Origin of the sequence: Streptomyces sp. AC602_WCS936 (assembly GCF_019049125.1) — a bacterium.
GTDB lineage: Bacteria > Actinomycetota > Actinomycetes > Streptomycetales > Streptomycetaceae > Streptomyces.
Window position 1 is genome coordinate 36,553 of sequence record NZ_JAGMUF010000007.1, and the last position, 17,617, is coordinate 54,169.

The following is a 17,617-nucleotide window of genomic DNA, read 5'->3' on the forward strand; positions in this document are numbered from 1 at the left end:
GGGTTGGTCAGTAGCGGTAGTGGTCCGCCTTGTACGGGCCCTCGACCTGGACGCCGATGTACTCGGCCTGCTCCGGACGGAGCGTGGTCAGCTTGACGCCGAGAGAATCGAGGTGGAGGCGGGCGACCTTCTCGTCCAGGTGCTTGGGCAGCACGTAGACGTCGATCGGGTACGCGTCGGGCTTGGTGAACAGCTCGATCTGGGCCAGCGTCTGGTCCGCGAACGAGTTGGACATCACGAACGACGGGTGACCGGTCGCGTTGCCCAGGTTCAGCAGCCGGCCCTCGGACAGCACGATCAGGACCTTGCCGTCGGGGTAGGTCCAGGTGTGGACCTGCGGCTTGACCTCGTCCTTGACGATGCCGGGGGTCTTGGCCAGGCCGGCCATGTCGATCTCGTTGTCGAAGTGGCCGATGTTCCCGATGATCGCCTGGTGCTTCATCCTGGCCATGTCGGAGGCCATGATGATGTCCTTGTTGCCGGTCGTGGTGACGAAGATGTCGGCCTTGTCGACGACCTCGTCCAGCGTCGTGACCTGGTAGCCGTCCATCGCCGCCTGGAGGGCGCAGATCGGGTCGATCTCGGTGATGATGACGCGGGCGCCCTGGCCGCGCAGGGACTCCGCGCAGCCCTTGCCCACGTCGCCGTAGCCGCACACGACGGCGGTCTTGCCGCCGATGAGGACGTCGGTGGCCCGGTTGATGCCGTCGATCAGCGAGTGGCGGCAGCCGTACTTGTTGTCGAACTTCGACTTGGTGACCGCGTCGTTCACGTTGATCGCCGGGAACAGCAGGGTGCCGTCGCGGTGCATCTCGTACAGGCGGTGCACGCCCGTCGTGGTCTCCTCGGTCACGCCGCGGATGTCGGAGGCGATGGCGGTCCAGTCGAGCGTGCTCGCCTCGAGCAGGGCGCGTACGGCGGCGAGTTCCTCGTTCGCGGCCTCGGGCAGCTCGCCGGTCTTGCGGTACTCGACGCCCTTGTGGACGAGGAGGGTGGCGTCACCGCCGTCGTCCAGGATCATGTTCGGGCCGCCGGTCGGGCTGTCCGGCCAGGTCAGCGCCTGCTCCGTGCACCACCAGTACTCCTGGAGCGTCTCGCCCTTCCAGGCGAACACGGGGATGCCGGCGACGGCGACGGCGGCGGCGGCGTGGTCCTGGGTGGAGTAGATGTTGCAGGAGGCCCAGCGGACCTCGGCGCCCAGGGCGACGAGGGTCTCGATGAGGACGGCGGTCTGCACCGTCATGTGCAGGGAGCCGGTGATCCGGGCGCCGGCGAGGGGCCGGGCCTCGGCGTACTCCTCGCGGATCGCCATCAGGCCGGGCATCTCGTGCTCGGCGAGGGTGATCTCCTTGCGGCCGAACGCGGCCAGGGAGAGGTCGGCGACCTTGAAGTCCGTGAAGTCGCTGCGGTCAGTGGGCACTGAGGCTCCTGATGGTCTGGACGTTGCGGTGGATGTCGAGGGCGGCGGTGGACCGGTTGAGGGTGATGTAGTGCAGCCCGGGGGCGCCCTCGGCCAGGAGCCTTTCGGCCATGGCCGTGGCGTGGTCGACGCCGATCCGGTGCCCGGCGGACGGGTTGTCGCGGGCCCGTTCCAGGCGGTGGGCGAGGTCCTCGGGGAAGGCCGCGCCGGAGAGTTCGGCGAAGCGGCGGATCTGGCGGACGTCGGTGGCGGGCATGATCTCCGGGATGACCGGGGTGTCGCAGCCGGCCGCCGCCACCCGGTCGCGCAGCCGCAGGTAGTCCTCGACGTGGAAGAACATCTGGGTGATGGCGTAGTCGGCGCCGGCCCTGCACTTGGCGACGAAGTGCCGGACGTCGCTGTCCCAGTCCGGCGAGCGCGGGTGCCGTTCGGGGAACGCCGCGACGCCGATGGTGAAGTCGCCCAGGGAGCGGACGAGTTCGACCAGTTCCCGGGCGTGGGTGAAGCCGTCCGGGTGGGGGGTCCAGGGTCCGCCCGGGTCGCCGGGCGGGTCGCCGCGCAGTGCCAGTACGTCCCGGATGCCGGCGTCGGCGTACTGGCCGATGATCCGGCGCAGTTCGGCCACCGAGTGACCGACGGCGGTGAGGTGGGCGACGGGACGCAGCGTCGTCTCGGCGGCGATGCGCCGGGTGACGGCGATGGTCCGGTCCCGGGAGGATCCGCCCGCGCCGTAGGTGACGGACACGAAGTCGGGGCGCAGCGCCTCGACCCGGCGGATCGCCTCCCACAGGGTGCGTTCGCCCTTCTCCGTCTTGGGCGGGAAGAACTCGAAGGAGAAGGTCGTCATCGCCTGGCTCCCGTGTTGAAGTAACCGGCCTCCGGGTGGTGGACCACGATGGCGTCGGTGGACTGCTCGGGGTGGAGCTGGAACTCCTCCGACAGCTCGACGCCGATGCGCTCCGGCCGGAGCAGCTCGGCGATCTTGGCGCGGTCCTCCAGGTCCGGGCAGGCCGGGTAGCCCAGGGAGTAGCGGCAGCCCTGGTACTCGGTGCGCAGCATGCCGTCGAGCCCGTCCGGGTCGCCGCGGTGGATGCCGAGTTCGGCGCGGACGCGGGCGTGCCAGTACTCGGCGAGGGCCTCGGCGAGCTGGACGGACAGGCCGTGCAGTTCGAGGTAGTCGCGGTAGGCGTTGGCCTCGAACATGCGGGCCGTCTCCTCGCCGATGCGGGAGCCGACGGTGACGACCTGGAGGCCGACGACATCGGTCTCGCCGGACTCCTCCGGGCGGAAGAAGTCGGCCAGGCACAACCGCCGGCCGCGGCGCTGGCGCGGGAAGGTGAACCGGGTGCGCTCGCCGCCGCTGTCGTCCAGGATGATCAGGTCGTCGCCCTTGGAGACGCAGGGGAAGTAGCCGTGGACGACGGCGGCTTCGAGGACGTTGTCCGTCTGGAGCCGGTCGAGCAGGCCGCGCAGCCTGGGCCGGCCCTCGGTCTCGATCAGTTCCTTGGTCAGTCCCCACTGGCCGCGGAAGAGCGCGGTCTCGTCCAGCCAGGAGGCGTACTCCTTGAGCTGGATGCCCTTGACCACACGCGTGCCCCGGAACGGCGGTGTGGGCACCGGATTGTCCACGGCCACGTCGGAACGGACGCTGCCGTCTTCAGGGGGTTCCTCCAACGCGACGGTGGCCGCCTTGACGCGGCGTTGCTTCAGCTCGGGGAGTTTGGCGCCGGGCACACCGCGCTTGATGCCGATCAGGGCGTCCATCAGGCGCAGGCCCTCGAAGGCGTCGCGGGCGTAGCGGACCTCGCCGTCGTAGACCTCGTGGAGGTCCTGTTCGACGTAGGCGCGGGTGAGGGCGGCGCCGCCGAGGATGACGGGGTAGTCGGCGGCCAGGCCGCGCTGGTTGAGCTCCTCCAGGTTCTCCTTCATGATCACCGTGGACTTGACCAGGAGCCCGGACATGCCGATGACGTCGGCCCTGTGCTCGCCGGCCGCCTCCAGGATCGCGGAGACCGGCTGCTTGATGCCGAGGTTGACGACGTTGTAGCCGTTGTTGGACAGGATGATGTCGACGAGGTTCTTGCCGATGTCGTGGACGTCACCGCGGACCGTGGCCAGCACGATCGTGCCCTTGCCGTCGTCGTCGGTCTTCTCCATGTGCGGCTCCAGATGAGCCACCGCGGTCTTCATCACCTCGGCCGACTGGAGCACGAACGGCAGCTGCATCTGCCCGGAGCCGAACAGCTCACCGACGACCTTCATGCCGTCCAGCAGCGTGTCGTTGACGATGTCGAGTGCCGGACGCTCGGTCAGGGCCGCGTCCAGGTCGGCCTCCAGGCCGTTCTTCTCACCGTCGATGATGCGCCGCTTGAGCCGCTCCTCCAGCGGCAGCGCGGCCAGCTCCTCCGCCTTGGACACCCGCAGCGACTTCGCGGTGGCACCCTCGAACAGCTGCATCAGCTTCTGCAGCGGGTCGTAACCCTCACGGCGGCGGTCGTAGATCAGGTCCAGAGCCGTCTGCACCTGCTCCTCGTCGAACCGCGCAATCGGCAGGATCTTCGAGGCGTGCACGATCGCCGAATCCAGGCCCGCCTTCACGCACTCGTCCAGGAACACACTGTTGAGCAGGATGCGGGCGGCCGGGTTCAGACCGAAGGAGATGTTCGACAGACCCAGCGTGGTCTGCACGTCCGGATGCCGCTTCTTCAGCTCCCGGATGCCCTCGATCGTCGCGATGCCGTCCTTGCGGGACTCCTCCTGCCCGGTGCAGATGGTGAACGTCAGACAGTCCACGAGGATGTCCGACTCGTGGATGCCCCAGTTCCCGGTCAGGTCGGCGATCAGCCGCTCGGCGATCTCCACCTTCTTCTCCGCCGTACGGGCCTGGCCCTCCTCGTCGATGGTCAGCGCGATCAGCGCCGCGCCATGCTCCCGCGCCAGCGCGGTGACCTTCGCGAACCGGGACTGCGGACCCGCACCGTCCTCGTAGTTCACCGAGTTGATCACCGCACGGCCGCCGAGCTTCTCCAGACCGGCCCGGACGACGTCGACCTCGGTGGAGTCCAGCACGATGGGCAGCGTCGACGCGGTCGCGAACCGGCCCGCCAGCTCCTCCATGTCGGCCACGCCGTCCCGGCCCACGTAGTCCACGCACAGGTCCAGCATGTGCGCGCCCTCGCGGATCTGGTCCCGGGCCATCTCCACACAGTCGTCCCAGCGGCCCTCCAGCATCGCCTCACGGAACTTCTTCGACCCGTTCGCGTTCGTCCGCTCACCGATCGCCAGATACGACGTGTCCTGCCGGAACGGCACCGACTGGTACAGCGACGCCGCACCCGGTTCCGGACGCGGGTTCCGCTCCACCGGGGCCATGCCCCTCACCCGTTCCACGACCTGCCGCAGGTGCTCCGGCGTCGTCCCGCAGCAGCCGCCCACCAGGGACAGCCCGTACTCCCGGACAAACGTCTCCTGCGCGTCCGCCAGTCCCTCGGGGCCGAGCGGGAAGTGCGCGCCGTCCTTGGTGAGGACGGGCAGGCCGGCGTTGGGCATGCACATCAGCGGGATGCGGGAGTGGCGGGCGAGGTGGCGCAGGTGCTCGGTCATCTCGGCCGGTCCGGTGGAGCAGTTGAGACCGATCATGTCGATGCCCAGCGGCTCCAGGACGGTGAGCGCGGCGCCGATCTCCGAGCCGAGCAGCATCGTGCCGGTCGTCTCGAAGGCGAGGGAACAGATCAGCGGCAGTCGTACGCCGAGGGCGTCCATGGCACGGCGGGCTCCGACGAGAGCCGCCTTGGTCTGGAGGAGGTCCTGGGTGGTCTCCACCAGCAGCGCGTCCGCGCCGCCCGCGACGAGGCCCTCGGCGTTCCGGGTGAAGCCGTCCCGCAGGGCGCGGTAGCCGATGTGGCCGAGCGTCGGCAGCTTGGTGCCGGGGCCGATGGAGCCCAGCACCCAGCGCTGCCGTCCGTCCTCGGCGGCGAACGCGTCGGCGGTCTCGCGGGCGATCCGGGCGCCGGCCTCGGACAGCTCGTGGACGCGGTCGGCGATGTCGTACTCGCCGAGGGCGCTGAGGTTGGCGCCGAAGGTGTTGGTCTCCACGCAGTCCACGCCGGCGGCGAAGTACTCCTCGTGCACCGAGCGGACGATGTCCGGGCGGGTGACGTTGAGGACCTCGTTGCAGCCCTCCAGCTGCTGGAAGTCGTCCAGCGTCGGGTTCTGCGCCTGGAGCATGGTGCCCATCGCCCCGTCGGCGACCACCACGCGGGTGGCGAGGGCCTCACGCAGGGCGGCGACCCGGGCGGTGGCGGTCATCGGACGCCCTCCAGGTGCGGGGCGAGGGACCGGGCCGCGTCGGCGCCGTAGGCGCGGGTGAGGTGGCCGAGCAGGGTCTGCCGGTCGGGCTCGTAGGTCTGCGGGCCGATGGCGGCCAGGGACAGTGCGGCCAGCGCGCAGCCGAGGCGGGCGGCGGGGGTCACCGGCAGGCCCCGGTCGGTGGCGGCGAGGAACCCGGCGCGGAAGGCGTCTCCCACGCCGGTGGGGTCGGCCACGGGGACGTCGGGGATCGCGGACACCGTCACGTCGAGGCCGTCGGCGGCGCGGCGGATGCGGACGCCGCCCGCGCCCAGGGTGGTGACCCAGGCGCCGACCCGGTCCAGCACGTCGGCGTCGCGCCAGCCGGTCCGCTCCTGGAGCAGCGCGGCCTCGTACTCGTTGGTGAACAGCCAGCGGGCGCCGTCCACCAGTTCGCGTGCCTCGCCGCCGTCGAGCCGCGCCAGTTGCTGGGAGGGGTCGGCGGCGAACGGGACGTCCCGCTCGCGGCACTGGCGGGTGTGGCGCACCATCGCCGCCGGGTCGTTGGGGCCGACGACGACCAGCCCCAGCTCGTCCGGGCGGACCGGCAGCCGGGTCAGGTCGATGTCGCGGGCCTGGGACATGGCGCCCGCGTAGAAGGCGGCGATCTGGTTGTTGTCGGCGTCGGTGGTGCACATGAAGCGGGCGGTGTGCCGCTCGGCGGACACCAGGACCCCGCCGGTGTCGACGCCGTGCTCCTTGAGCCACACCTCGTACTCGGCGAAGTCGCTGCCGACGGCACCGACGAGCAGGGGGTGCAGGCCGAGGCGGCCGAGCCCGTAGGCGATGTTGGCGGCGACGCCTCCCCTGCGTACCTCGAGGCGGTCCACCAGGAAGGACAGTGAGACGTGGGCCAGCCGGTCAGGGATCAGCTGATCCGCGAACCGGCCGGGAAAGACCGTCAGATGGTCGGTGGCGACGGATCCGGTCACCGCGATACGCACGTGGGCACTCCCGTCGAGCTCGGCGGTCCGGCTCAGAGCCCGGCCGCGGCCTTGAGCTGGGCGGCGCGGTCGGTGCGCTCCCAGGTGAAGTCGGGCAGTTCGCGGCCGAAGTGGCCGTAGGCGGCGGTCTGGGCGTAGACCGGGCGCAGCAGGTCCAGGTCGCGGATGACGGCGGCCGGGCGCAGGTCGAAGACCTGCTCGATGGCCTGCTCGATGCGTTCCTGGGCGACCTTGCCGGTGCCGAAGGTCTCCACGAACAGGCCGACGGGCTCGGCCTTGCCGATCGCGTAGGCGACCTGGACCTCGCAGCGGGAGGCGAGGCCCGCGGCGACGACGTTCTTGGCGACCCAGCGCATCGCGTACGCGGCGGAGCGGTCGACCTTGGACGGGTCCTTGCCGGAGAAGGCACCGCCGCCGTGGCGGGCCATGCCGCCGTAGGTGTCGATGATGATCTTGCGGCCGGTGAGGCCGGCGTCGCCCATCGGGCCGCCGATCTCGAACCGGCCGGTGGGGTTGACCAGCAGCCGGTAGTCGTCCGCCGCCAGCTTGATGCCGTCGTCGGCGAGGCGGGCGAGGACGTGCTCGACGACGTGCTCGCGGATGTCGGGGGCCAGCAGGCCCTCCAGGTCGATGTCGCTCGCGTGCTGCGTGGAGACGACGACCGTGTCCAGGCGGACGGGCGTGCTGCCCAGGTACTCGATGGTGACCTGAGTCTTGCCGTCGGGCCGCAGGTAGGGCACGGTGCCGTCCTTGCGGACCTCGGTGAGGCGCCGGGACAGGCGGTGCGCCAGCTCGATCGGCAGCGGCATCAGGGTCGGGGTCTCGTCGGTCGCGTAGCCGAACATGATGCCCTGGTCGCCGGCGCCCTGCCGGTCCAGCTCGTCCTCGTCGCCCTCGACCCGGTTCTCGTAGGCCGTGTCGACGCCCTGCGCGATGTCCGGGGACTGCGCGCCGATCGAGACCGAGACGCCGCAGGATGCGCCGTCGAAGCCCTTGGCGGAGGAGTCGTAGCCGATGTCCAGGATCGTCTCCCGCACCAGCTGGGCGATCGGCGCGTACGCCTTGGTGGTGACCTCGCCGGCGACGTGCACCTGGCCGGTGGTGATCAGGGTCTCGACGGCGACGCGGGAGGCGGGGTCCTCGCGCAGCAACGCGTCGAGGATGGTGTCGCTGATCCGGTCGGCGATCTTGTCGGGGTGGCCCTCGGTGACGGACTCCGAGGTGAACAGGCGACTGGACATGACTCTCCAGGGGCAGGGGCCGGGTGGGCTGGTGGCCGGGGCGGGTCAGGCTGCTGCGGAGGTGCGGGCGTGGCGGCTCGCCGGGCGGACCAGGCCGAGCCTGGCGCGCAGGGTGGGGCCCGAGGTGGCGGTGCGCGGTTCGGTGGCGGCGCCCGCCGCCGGGACGGTGCCCAGCTCCCGGGGCAGGCCCAGGGAGGGGCTGTCGGGCGCGGTGACGTCCGCGACGAGGCCGTCGGCCGCGGTACCGGCGAGCAGGGCGCGGGCGTCGGCGCCGGACGGCAGCGCGCACAGCACCTTGGCGAGGGGCGCGCCGTGCCTCAGCTCCCGTACGGTGCCGGGGCCGTGCTCGGTGCCGAGCAGCACCAGGTCGGCGTGGCGGGCCGGCGCGGGGTCGGTGACGGCGACGACCGGGTGGCCCTGGGGCGGGCGGGCGACGTTCAGCGGGCCGGCCACGTCGAAGTGACGGCCCTTGTGGTCGAGGCGGTGGATGCCGTCGAGCCGCCAGTACAGGCCGTCGGCGCGGTCGTGCACGAAGGCGTCGTCGTCGAAGCTGTCCCACAGGCCGCGGGCCACCTCGATCAGCTCGGCGGTGCGGCCGTCGGCGTCGGCGGGCCCGGCCAGCCAGCCGGTGCGGCCGTGGGCGAGGTGGTCGAGTGAGGCGGTGATGCGGGCCACGTGGTAGGGGGCCTGGTCGGCGGGGAGCGGGGCGGTGATCAGGCCGATCCGGTCGGTGGCGGCGGCCACGGCGGCGGCCAGGGTGGTCGCCTCGAACCGGGCCCGGGTGCCGTCGGCGCCGGCCCCGTCGTCGAGGACGACGGCGTCGAACCCTGCGGTCTCGGCGGCCCGCACAAGCCGCAGCACGTCCGCGAGGGAGGGCGGCGCGGTGGGGCCGTGGGCGGGGATCCGGCCGATCAGGAGCGGGGCGGTCATGCGGCGGCACCTGCCTCGGTGGTCGTCGTGGACGGTTGGATGCCGAGGTTCTCGCGCAGCGTGCCGCCCTCATAGGAGGTGCGGTACAGGCCCCGGCGCTGGAGCTCGGGGACCACGTGGTCGACGAAGTCGTCGGCGGAGCCCGGCAGGTACGGGAAGTCGATGTTGAAGCCGTCCGCGCCGCGCCCGGTGAACCAGCTCTCCATGTGGTCGGCGATCTGCTCCGGCGTGCCGGCGACGATGTCGCCCATCAGGCGCAGCGCCAGCTGCCGGATGCTCAGGTTCTCGCGCCGGGCGAGGCCGACGAGGCGTTCGGTCGTCGACTGGGACTGGTTGGTGTACGGGATGTCGGGGACGGGTCCGTCGATCGGGTGCGCGCTCAGGTCGACGTCGCCGAGGAAGTCCTGCAGGGTGCGCAGGGCCACGTGGTCGTGGGTGAGGTCCTGCAGTTCCGCCAGGCGCTGCCGCGCCTCCGCCTCGGTGGCCGCGACGATCGGTGCGAGGGTCGGCCAGACCAGGACCTTCTCGGGGTCGCGGCCGTGTCCGGCGACGCGCTTCTTGAGGTCGGCGTAGAAGTCCTGGGCGTCGGAGAGGGCGTTGTGCCGGGTGAAGATCACCTCGGCGTGGCGGGCGGCGAACTCGCGTCCCACCGGGGAGGAGCCGGCCTGGATGATCACGGGGCGGCCCTGCGGCGGGCGTTGGAGGCCCAGTGGGCCGGGCACGTCGAAGTGCTCGCCGCGGTGGCCGAGGGGCTGCTCGCCGGAGTCCCACAGCCGCTTGACGACGTCGATGAACTCCTCGGCGCGGGCGTAGCGCAGGCCGTGTTCCAGGTGCTCGGGGAAGCCGAAGTTGACGGACTCCCAGGGGGCGGCGGAGGTGACGACGTTCCAGCCGGCCCGGCCGCCGCTGAGGTGGTCCAGGGAGGCGAACCGGCGGGCTACGTGGGCGGGTTCGTTGTAGGTGGTGGTGGCCGTGGCGCACAGTCCGATGTGCTCGGTGGCGGCGGCGTACGCGGCGAGCAGGGTCAGCGGCTCGAAGTGCTCGGTGCGCGAGGTGCGGCACAGCGAGTCCAGGCGGGTTCCCCACACGGCGACGATGTCGGCGATGAACACCGCGTCGAACAACCCGCGTTCGAGGGTCTGGGCGTTGCGGCGGTGGAAGGCGAGGTCGAGCTGGGCGTCCGCCTGGGTGGCCGGGTGGCGCCAGGCGGCCACGTGGCCGCCCGGCCCGTCGATGATGCCGGCCAGGGTGATGCGCCGGCGCGGGGTGGTCATGGTGGGTGCTCTCCTCGGGTCAGTTCGTGAGCGCGGACGCCAGGATCCGGGCGAGGCTGCGGACGTTGTCGCCGGTCAGCATGGTCACGTGGTTGCCGGGGACGACGCGGATGGCGAGGTCTGCGACGTGGTCCTCCCAGCCGAGGCCGGGGCGGTGGTGGAAGCGGTCGCTCTCGTCGTAGGAGGCGCCCTTGCCGAAGCCGGTGTCGCCGGCCCGCAGCACCGCGACCGGGCCCGAGTAGGGACGCGGGCGGTAGCGCTGTACGGCCTCGACGCTGATCCGCATCAGCTCCACCGGGTCGCCGCCGCCGTCGCCGCGCATCCAGTCGGCGATCTGCGCGAGTTCGGCGAGGTAGGCGGCGGCACCGTCGGGTTCGGCGGTGGGGTCGGCGGACTCGGCGGGTTCGGCGGTCTCGGCGTCCTCGGGGGCGACGTCCTCGGGGGCCGTGCCGGCCGCGGGCGTCGCCGGCCGCGCCCGGTCTTCGGCGACGTCCCTGAGCTGCCGGGCGAAGGAGCCCTCCGCGTCGGCGTCGGTGAGGTCGCCGTCGGGGGCGCCCGCGTCGACCATCACCACCAGCGGTGGCCGGCCGCCTTCGGCGGTGATCAGGCGGGCCATCTCGTAGGCGAGGACGCCGCCGCCGGAGAAGCCGCCGAGCACGATGCGCTCCCCCTGGTCCAGGGCGGGGCGCAGCGCCTCCACGTACTTCTCGGCGCTCTCCTCGACGGACAGGTACGACGGCTCGGGGTCCTCGGTGCGGGGGTCGCGGATGCCTACGAGGGCGTGCGGCCCGGTGTACTCGCGGGCGAGCTGCGCGTAACAGGCGACCTGGCCGCCGGGCGGGTGGACGAGGTAGAGGGTGCCGGTGCCGGGGCGGTCGGCGGGCCGCAGCGGGACCAGGACGGAGCCGGTGCCGTCCGGGCCGTCCTCGGGGGCCGGTCCGGCCAGCAGCGCGGCCAGTTGTCCGGCGCGGGGGTGGGCGAGCAGGTCGTCCAGGCGCAGGGTCCGGCCGGTGCGCCGGGCCAGCTCGCGCAGCAGGCGCACGGCGAGCAGGGAGTGGCCGCCCGCGTCGAAGAAGTGGGTGCCGGGGGCGACGTCGCCGGTGCCGAACACCGCCTGCCAGGCCTCCTTGACCAGGCCGGTCTCGGGGCCGTCGGGCCATGCCGTGTCGCCGTCGCCGGCGTCGGCGCCGTCCGGCTCGGGCGCGTCGCCCATGCGAACCGGCGGGTCGTCGTCGATCGCGGCCAGCACGTCGGTCACGGTCGCCGAGCCGCCCGCCAGGTCGGGCAGTTCGCGCAGCAGCCGGGCGCACTGGCCGACCAGCCGCGCCGCGTCCTCGTCGGCGAGCCGGGTGCGGTCGTGGACGGCGGCCAGGACCAGGCTGCCGTCGACGTCCCGGTAGGCGAGCAGGGTGACCGGGAACGCGGTCTGCGAGCCGGCCGCGTCGGGCAGTTCGACGCTGATGCCCTGCGCGGCGAGCGCGGTGCTCAGGTCGTCGGAGCCGCGCGGGTAGTTCTCGAAGACGATGAGGCTCTCGACGAGCTTCTCGTCGGCGCGGCGTCCGCTCCACTGGTGGATCTGCCCGGTGGACACCCACTCGTAGGCGGCCATGTCCAGGGCCTGGTCGCGCAGTTCGGTCAGCAGCCGGGTCACGGCCCCGTCCGGGTCGACCCGGATGGTCATGGGCAGCGAGTTCATCAGCAGGCCGGGCAGCCGCTCGACGGACTCCAGGGCGATCCCGCGGCCGGAGACGGTGACGCCGAAGCCGACCGGGGCGGGTCCGGAGGTGACGCCGGCCCGGTACAGCAGCAGCGCCCACACCGCCTGGAGCGCGGTGGACTCGGTGGCCGCGCTGGACGCCGCCCAGGAGCGCAGCCGGTCGGCCTGTGCGGCGGCGATGCGGGCCTCGGCCCGGCCGGACCCCGTCAGGCCGGTCGCCGGGCCGGGGATCGCGGGCCGCACCAGCGGGGTGGCGTCGGGGACCGCCGAGGACCAGAACTCGCGGGCGGGCGCGGTGTCCTGGCCGGCCAGCCAGCGGGCGTAGTCGCGGATGTCCGGGCGCCGTTCGCCGCCCGGCAGCAGGCCACCGGAGAGGTAGGCCCGGTAGAACTCCTGGAGCAGGACGGACACGCTCCAGCCGTCCAGCAGCACGTGGTGGAAGGTGAGCAGGATCCGTGCGGAGGCCGGGCCGCCGTCCACGGGCTCCGGTTCGTCGAGCACGTTGACCCGCAGCAGGCCGGGGCCGCGCAGGTCGAAGCCGCGCAGCCGGTCCCTCTCCCGCAGCTCCTCGAAGCCCACCGAGCCGGCCGGGTGCCGCACCACCTCGGCGCGGACGTGCTCGTGCAGCACCAGGCAGGGTTCCGCCTCCCAGTCGAAGGAGGCGCGCAGGACGGTCTCCCGGTCGAACACCGACTGCCAGGCCGCGGTGAACCGGTCGGTGTCCAGGGGGCCGTGCCAGCGCCAGAACAGCTGCTCGACGTAGCGGCCGGTGCCGCGGTGGGCGAGCGCGTCGAGGAGCAGGCCGTGCTGCTGCGGGGTGACCGGCACGGTGACCGGGCGCCCGTCCGCCGCCGCGGGGTGGGCCGGGGCCGGCAGGGCGGCCGGGCGGGGGCGCGGCGCCGGGGCGCCGGTGCCCGGCGCGGGGATCTCGGCGGGGGCGACGGCGGCCGGGTCGGCGCCCGCCAGGGTGGCCAGCACCCAGGCCATCTGGGCCACGAGCGCGTCCACGCCGGCCTCGTCCACGCCGTCGGCGGGGCTCGGCACCCAGGTCAGGCCCATGCGCAGGCGACCGCCGTGGACGATGCCGTAGACCTCGATGCCGTACACCCGCTCGCAGCGGGCGGAGTGCTCGCGCGGGATCGGCCGCTGGGACATGGCGAAACCGCCGGACGGGCTCAACTGGTCGGCCTGTCCGTAGTAGTTGAAGCAGACCAGGGCCGGCGGCAGCTCGCGCAGCAGCTCGCGCAGGGCCGCGTCCGGGGAGAACTCCCGGCAGGCGCCGAAGCCGACCCCGCCCTCGGGCACCGCGGTCAGGCCGGCGCCGACGGCGGCGAGGTAGCGGTCGGGCGGCAGCGCGCGGTCGGCGCCGAGCACCACGGGGTGGATGGAGGTGAACCAGCCGACCGTGCGGAACAGGTCGTCGCGGCCGTGCCGGCCGTGCGTCTCCACGTCGAAGGTCACCGTGCGGGTGCCCCGCCAGCGGGCCAGGGCCTGCGCGAACGCGCCGGCCATGACCTGGTGCACCTCCAGGCCCAGGCGGGCGGGCAGCGGGCCGATCAGCCGGGCGGTCGCCTCGGGGTCGAGGGAGAACTCGACGCGGCGGATGTGCTCCTCGTCCGGCGCGGGCGTGGTCAGCAGCAGGGTGTGCGCCGACTCGCGGGCGGCGGCGACGCCGCGCCAGTGGTCCGCCTCGCCGTCCCGGGCCGCGACGGCGGGCAGCGAGGCCACCCAGTCCTCGTAGCGGCAGGCCTCGGCGGGCAGCGCGGGCAGCACACCGCCGGCCAGCGCGGTCAGGGCGTGCTCCAGGTCCTCCAGCAGGATGCGCCAGGAGACGCCGTCGACGACCAGGTGGTGGACGGCGATCAACAGGTGCGCGGGCGCCGCCGGCGAGCGCCGGTCGTGCACCAGCACGGCCCGTACGTGGACGCCCTCGAGCGGGTCGAGGCTGCGTTCGGTGTCCTCCAGGGCGCGGTCGAAGTCGGCCTCCTCGGCGATGTCCCGCTCCCACAGGACCTCCTGCGGCGGGTACGCGGCGAAGGGCTCGGCGGCGACCATCAGACGGCCGGACGCGTCGGAGGTGTCGCCGTCGGGGTCGGGGTCGAACCGTGCGGACAGCGCCGGGTGCGCGGCGACCACGGCCTGCAGGGCCAGGCGCAGCGTCGTGGGGTCGACGGCGCGGCTCAGTTCCAGCAGCACCGACTGGTTCCACTGGTGGAGGTCGGTCCTGATGTGCCGGAAGAACCAGGCCTGGACCGGGGCGAGCGGGGTGGCCCGCCCGGCGGGCGCGGGCGGTGCGGGCTGCGCGGCCCGGGGGCCGTCCGGTCCGCCCTGCTCGGCGCCGCCGCCGAGGTGGGCGGCGAGGTCGGCGAGGACGGGGTGGCGGTAGATGTCGCGCAGGGCCAGGGCGAATCCCTCGCGGCGCAGCCGCGACACCATCTGCATGGCGAGGATGGAGTCGCCGCCCGCCTCGAAGAACTGCGCGTCGTCGCCGGCCTCGCCGAGGAGGTCGGCCCACACGGTGCGCACGGCCTGGAGGGTGCGGGCGGAGGGCTCGGCGGGCGCGATGGGCGCGGGCGCGGTGGGCTCGGTGGACTCGGTGGGCTCGGCCGGCTCGGTGGGCTCGGTGGGAGCCGGTGCGGAGGGTTCGGCGGGAGCCGGTGCGGGGGCGGGTTCGGAGACGTTCGGCTCGGGCGCGGACGCCCGGGCCGTCTCCACGCCCGGCTCCGGACCCGCTCCGGTCGCGTCCGGCTCGCGGGAGGTCAGCGCCGCCAGGGCGCGGCGGTCGGTCTTGCCGTTGGGGAGCAGGGGGATGTGCGGCACCGGGTGGAAGTGTGCCGGGATCATGTGGGAGGGCAGCCGGGTCGCCAGGGCGGCGCGCAGCCCGGCGGCCGGCGTGTCCGTCACCACGTGGGCGACGATCTGCAGGCTGCCGCGGGCGTGCCGGGCCACCTGGACGGCGGCGTCCCGCACGCCCGGAAGTGCCACGAGCGCGGCGCGCACCTCGCCGAGCTCGACCCGGTTGCCGTTGATCTTCACCTGGTCGTCGAGGCGGCCCAGGTGGGTGAGCGTGCCGTCGGGCAGCAGCCGGACCAGGTCGCCGGTGCGGTAGGCGGTGTCCGTGCGGTCGCCGAGCCGGAGCGTGCGGTAGCGGTCGGCGGTGCGCTCGGGGTCGCCGACATAGCCGTCGGAGACCGTGCCGCCGCCGATCCACAGCTCGCCGGGGGCGCCCGGGGGCAGCGGCCGCAGGTCGTCGTCGAGGACGTGGCAGCGGATGTTGTCGAAGGGCACGCCGATCGGCACCTCGGCCCGCCGGGTCCAGAACGCGCCGTCGCCGCGGCTCCAGGAGAACACCGTCGAGTACGACGTCTCGGTCGGCCCGTAGGCGTTGTGCAGCCGTGCCGGGTGGGCGGCCTCGAAGGCGGCGCGCAGCTCGTTGGGCAGCGACTCGCCGGTCGACACCACCGTGCGCAGGGTGCGGTTGGCGCCGAACGCCTCGGCCTGAAGCAGCAGCCGCAGCTGGGACGGTACGGCGTGCAGCAGGGTGACCCCGTGCCGGTCCAGGGTCTCGGCGAGCAGGTCGGGGTCGCGCTCGGCGTCCGGCGGGGCGACGACCAGGCGGGCGCCGGACACCAGGGCGACGAGCATCTCGTGGGCGCTGACGTCGAAGGTGAAGGGCGCCTTGAGCAGCACGGCGTCGTCGGGGCCGATGCCGAAGTGCCGGATCGCGGCCAGGACGTCGGTGACCAGGGCGCGGTGGCTGAGCTGGACGCCCTTGGGCAGACCGGTGGAGCCGGAGGTGTACAGCACGTGCAGGGCGTCGGCGCCGGCGGGGCCGGGCTGCCCGGCGTGGCCGCCGGGTACCGCCAGGTCCGCGAGGAGGACCTGCCGGGGGCCGGGCGGGCAGGCCTCGGCCGTGCCGGGGTCGACCACGGCGAGCCGCATGCCGCTGCTGTCGGCGATGTGCCGGCGGCGCGCCTCGGGGTGGGCGGCGTCCAGCGGGACGTAGGCGGCGCCGGTGCGCAGCACGGCGAGCATCGCGGCGACCGCGTCGGCGCTGCGCGGCAGCAGGATGCCGACCCGGTCGCCGGCCCGTACGCCCGCCCGCTCCAGGCCGGCGGCGAAGGCGTCGATACGGGCGCCCAGTTCGCGGTGGCTCCAGCGCACGTCGCCGAACTCCACGGCGGTGGCGTCGCCGCGGTCGGCGGCGCGCTCGCGCAGCAGGGTGTCGATGTCCGTGTCGGGGATCGGGTGGTCGGTGGCGTTGAGGAAGTCCAGTGTGGCGCGGGCGCGCGGGCCGAGGCCGTCCAGTCCGGCGACGGGCTGCTCCGGGTCGGCGACGAGCTGGGCGGCGAGGGTGGCGACGTGCTCGGTGAACGCTTCGGCCGTGGCCGCCTCCAGGCGGGTCGCGTCGTACTTGAGCCGGCCGTGCAGCCGGCCCTCGCCCTCGTACAGCTCCAGGGTGAGCAGGCCGAGGCCGGGGGTGTGCACGTCCTGGCGCCAGTGGGCGCGCACTCCGCCGCGCAGGGTGACGCCGTCGGTGGCGGCGGCGGTGGCGTCGGCCCAGCTGTGCAGCACGAAGGTGCAGTTGAACACCGACGGGTCGGTGCCGTCCGGCGCGAGCCTGGCGATCCGCGGGAACGGCAGCCCGGCGTGGTCGACGGCACGGGCCAGTTCCCGCTGGACGGCGGTGACGTAGCCGGCCGAGGTCAGGCCGGGGGCGCGGTCCGGGGCGCGGACGAGCAGGGTGCGCACGAAGTAGCCGACGGTGCGGTCGAACCGGGGGTCGGTGCGGGCGCCGAGCGGGACACCGACGGTGGGCGCGTCCTGGCGGCCGTAGGTGGCCAGGGCCTTGAGGTAGGCGGCCAGCAGTACGGCGGCGGCGCCGGCGCGGTGGGCCCGGGAGAAGGCGCGGACGCGGTCCCACAGACCGGCGTCGAGTTCCAGGGGGACGGCCGCCTCGCGCGGGGGTCCGTCGCCGCCGGGGACGTCGAGCGGGAAGTCGACGGTGAGGTCGGCTCCGTCGAGCCGCTCCCGCCAGTACGCCTCGGCGGCCTCCGCGCCGGTGGCGGCCTCGGCGGCACGGTCGGCGACGTAGGCGTCGAAGCCTGCCTGCGGGGCGGGGCCGGGCACCTCGCCGCGGTCGTAGGCGGCGAGCAGGTCGGCGAGGAGGATGCCGGTGGACTCGCCGTCGACGACGAGGTGGTGGACGACGAGCAGGAGGGTGTGGCGGTCGGGGCCGTGCGCGACCAGCACGGCCCGCAGGACGCCGTCGCGCTCCAGGTCCAGTTCCCGGCGGGCCTCGGCGGCCACGGCCTCGGCGGGCCAGGTGCCGTCGGGACCGGGGCTCGCGGTGCGCCGGTCCAGCCGCGGAGCGCGGCCGGGGTCCAGGTCGAGGGCGGGCAGGCCGTCGCCGTACGCGTCGTCGACGAACCGAGCGGACAGCAGGGGGTGGCGGGTGACGAGCCGCGCGAGGGCCGTCTCCAGGGCGGTCGCGTCGAGCGGACCGGTGAGGTCGACGGCGAGCGGCACGTTGTAGGGCGAGGCGCCGGGATCGGCGCGGTGCTGGAGCAGCAGGCCCAGCTGGTCCTCGGTCAGCGGCAGCCGCCGCGCCTGGTCCGCCCCGCGTCCGGCGGTCGCGGAGGGCTGCTCGCCTGGCGGGTGGAGCTTGGTCATCGGGTGTCTCCTGGGTCGGATCCGAGGCCTCGGCCCGGGGTGCGCGTCCGGGGCGAGCGTGCCGGGCTGCT

At 73.8% G+C, this 17,617-nt stretch carries 8 protein-coding genes; all 8 read right to left on the bottom strand.

Features of this window, described 5'->3' with window-relative positions; translation table 11 throughout:
• Nucleotides 1-7 precede the first annotated feature (7 nt).
• From ahcY to KUM03_RS02700, 8 genes are read right to left on the bottom strand one after another with little or no spacing between them, the layout of a single operon-like run.
• Complete coding sequence (ahcY, locus tag KUM03_RS02665; protein ID WP_217245374.1) at nucleotides 8-1,420, bottom strand: adenosylhomocysteinase; 1,413 nt, start codon at nucleotides 1,418-1,420, stop codon at nucleotides 8-10.
• Complete coding sequence (metF, locus tag KUM03_RS02670) at nucleotides 1,410-2,267, bottom strand: methylenetetrahydrofolate reductase [NAD(P)H] (protein ID WP_217245375.1); 858 nt, start codon at nucleotides 2,265-2,267, stop codon at nucleotides 1,410-1,412. The genes ahcY and metF overlap by 11 nt, the downstream gene beginning before the upstream one ends.
• Entirely contained in the window at nucleotides 2,264-5,728 is a 3,465-nt protein-coding gene (metH, locus tag KUM03_RS02675; protein ID WP_217245376.1) for a methionine synthase, read from the bottom strand. The genes metF and metH overlap by 4 nt, the downstream gene beginning before the upstream one ends.
• A complete protein-coding gene (locus KUM03_RS02680; RefSeq protein WP_217245377.1) occupies nucleotides 5,725-6,711 on the bottom strand; it encodes a carbohydrate kinase family protein in 987 nt (328 codons plus the stop codon). Before KUM03_RS02680 ends, metH begins: the two co-directional genes overlap by 4 nt.
• Before the next feature lie 32 nt (nucleotides 6,712-6,743).
• The gene (gene metK / locus KUM03_RS02685; RefSeq protein WP_217245378.1) at nucleotides 6,744-7,952 is read right to left on the bottom strand and encodes a methionine adenosyltransferase; all 1,209 of its coding nucleotides are present in this window, start codon (nucleotides 7,950-7,952) and stop codon (nucleotides 6,744-6,746) included.
• Between the two features lie 45 nt (nucleotides 7,953-7,997).
• Nucleotides 7,998-8,882, bottom strand: coding sequence for an LLM class flavin-dependent oxidoreductase (locus tag KUM03_RS02690; RefSeq protein ID WP_217245379.1), 885 nt, complete (start codon nucleotides 8,880-8,882; stop codon nucleotides 7,998-8,000).
• Nucleotides 8,879-10,156, bottom strand: coding sequence for an LLM class flavin-dependent oxidoreductase (locus tag KUM03_RS02695; RefSeq protein ID WP_217245380.1), 1,278 nt, complete (start codon nucleotides 10,154-10,156; stop codon nucleotides 8,879-8,881). The genes KUM03_RS02690 and KUM03_RS02695 overlap by 4 nt, the downstream gene beginning before the upstream one ends.
• Nucleotides 10,157-10,175: 19 nt before the next feature.
• Nucleotides 10,176-17,546: a non-ribosomal peptide synthetase gene (locus KUM03_RS02700; RefSeq protein WP_217245381.1), complete on the bottom strand. Its 7,371-nt coding sequence runs from the start codon at nucleotides 17,544-17,546 to the stop codon at nucleotides 10,176-10,178.
• Nucleotides 17,547-17,617 lie beyond the last annotated feature (71 nt).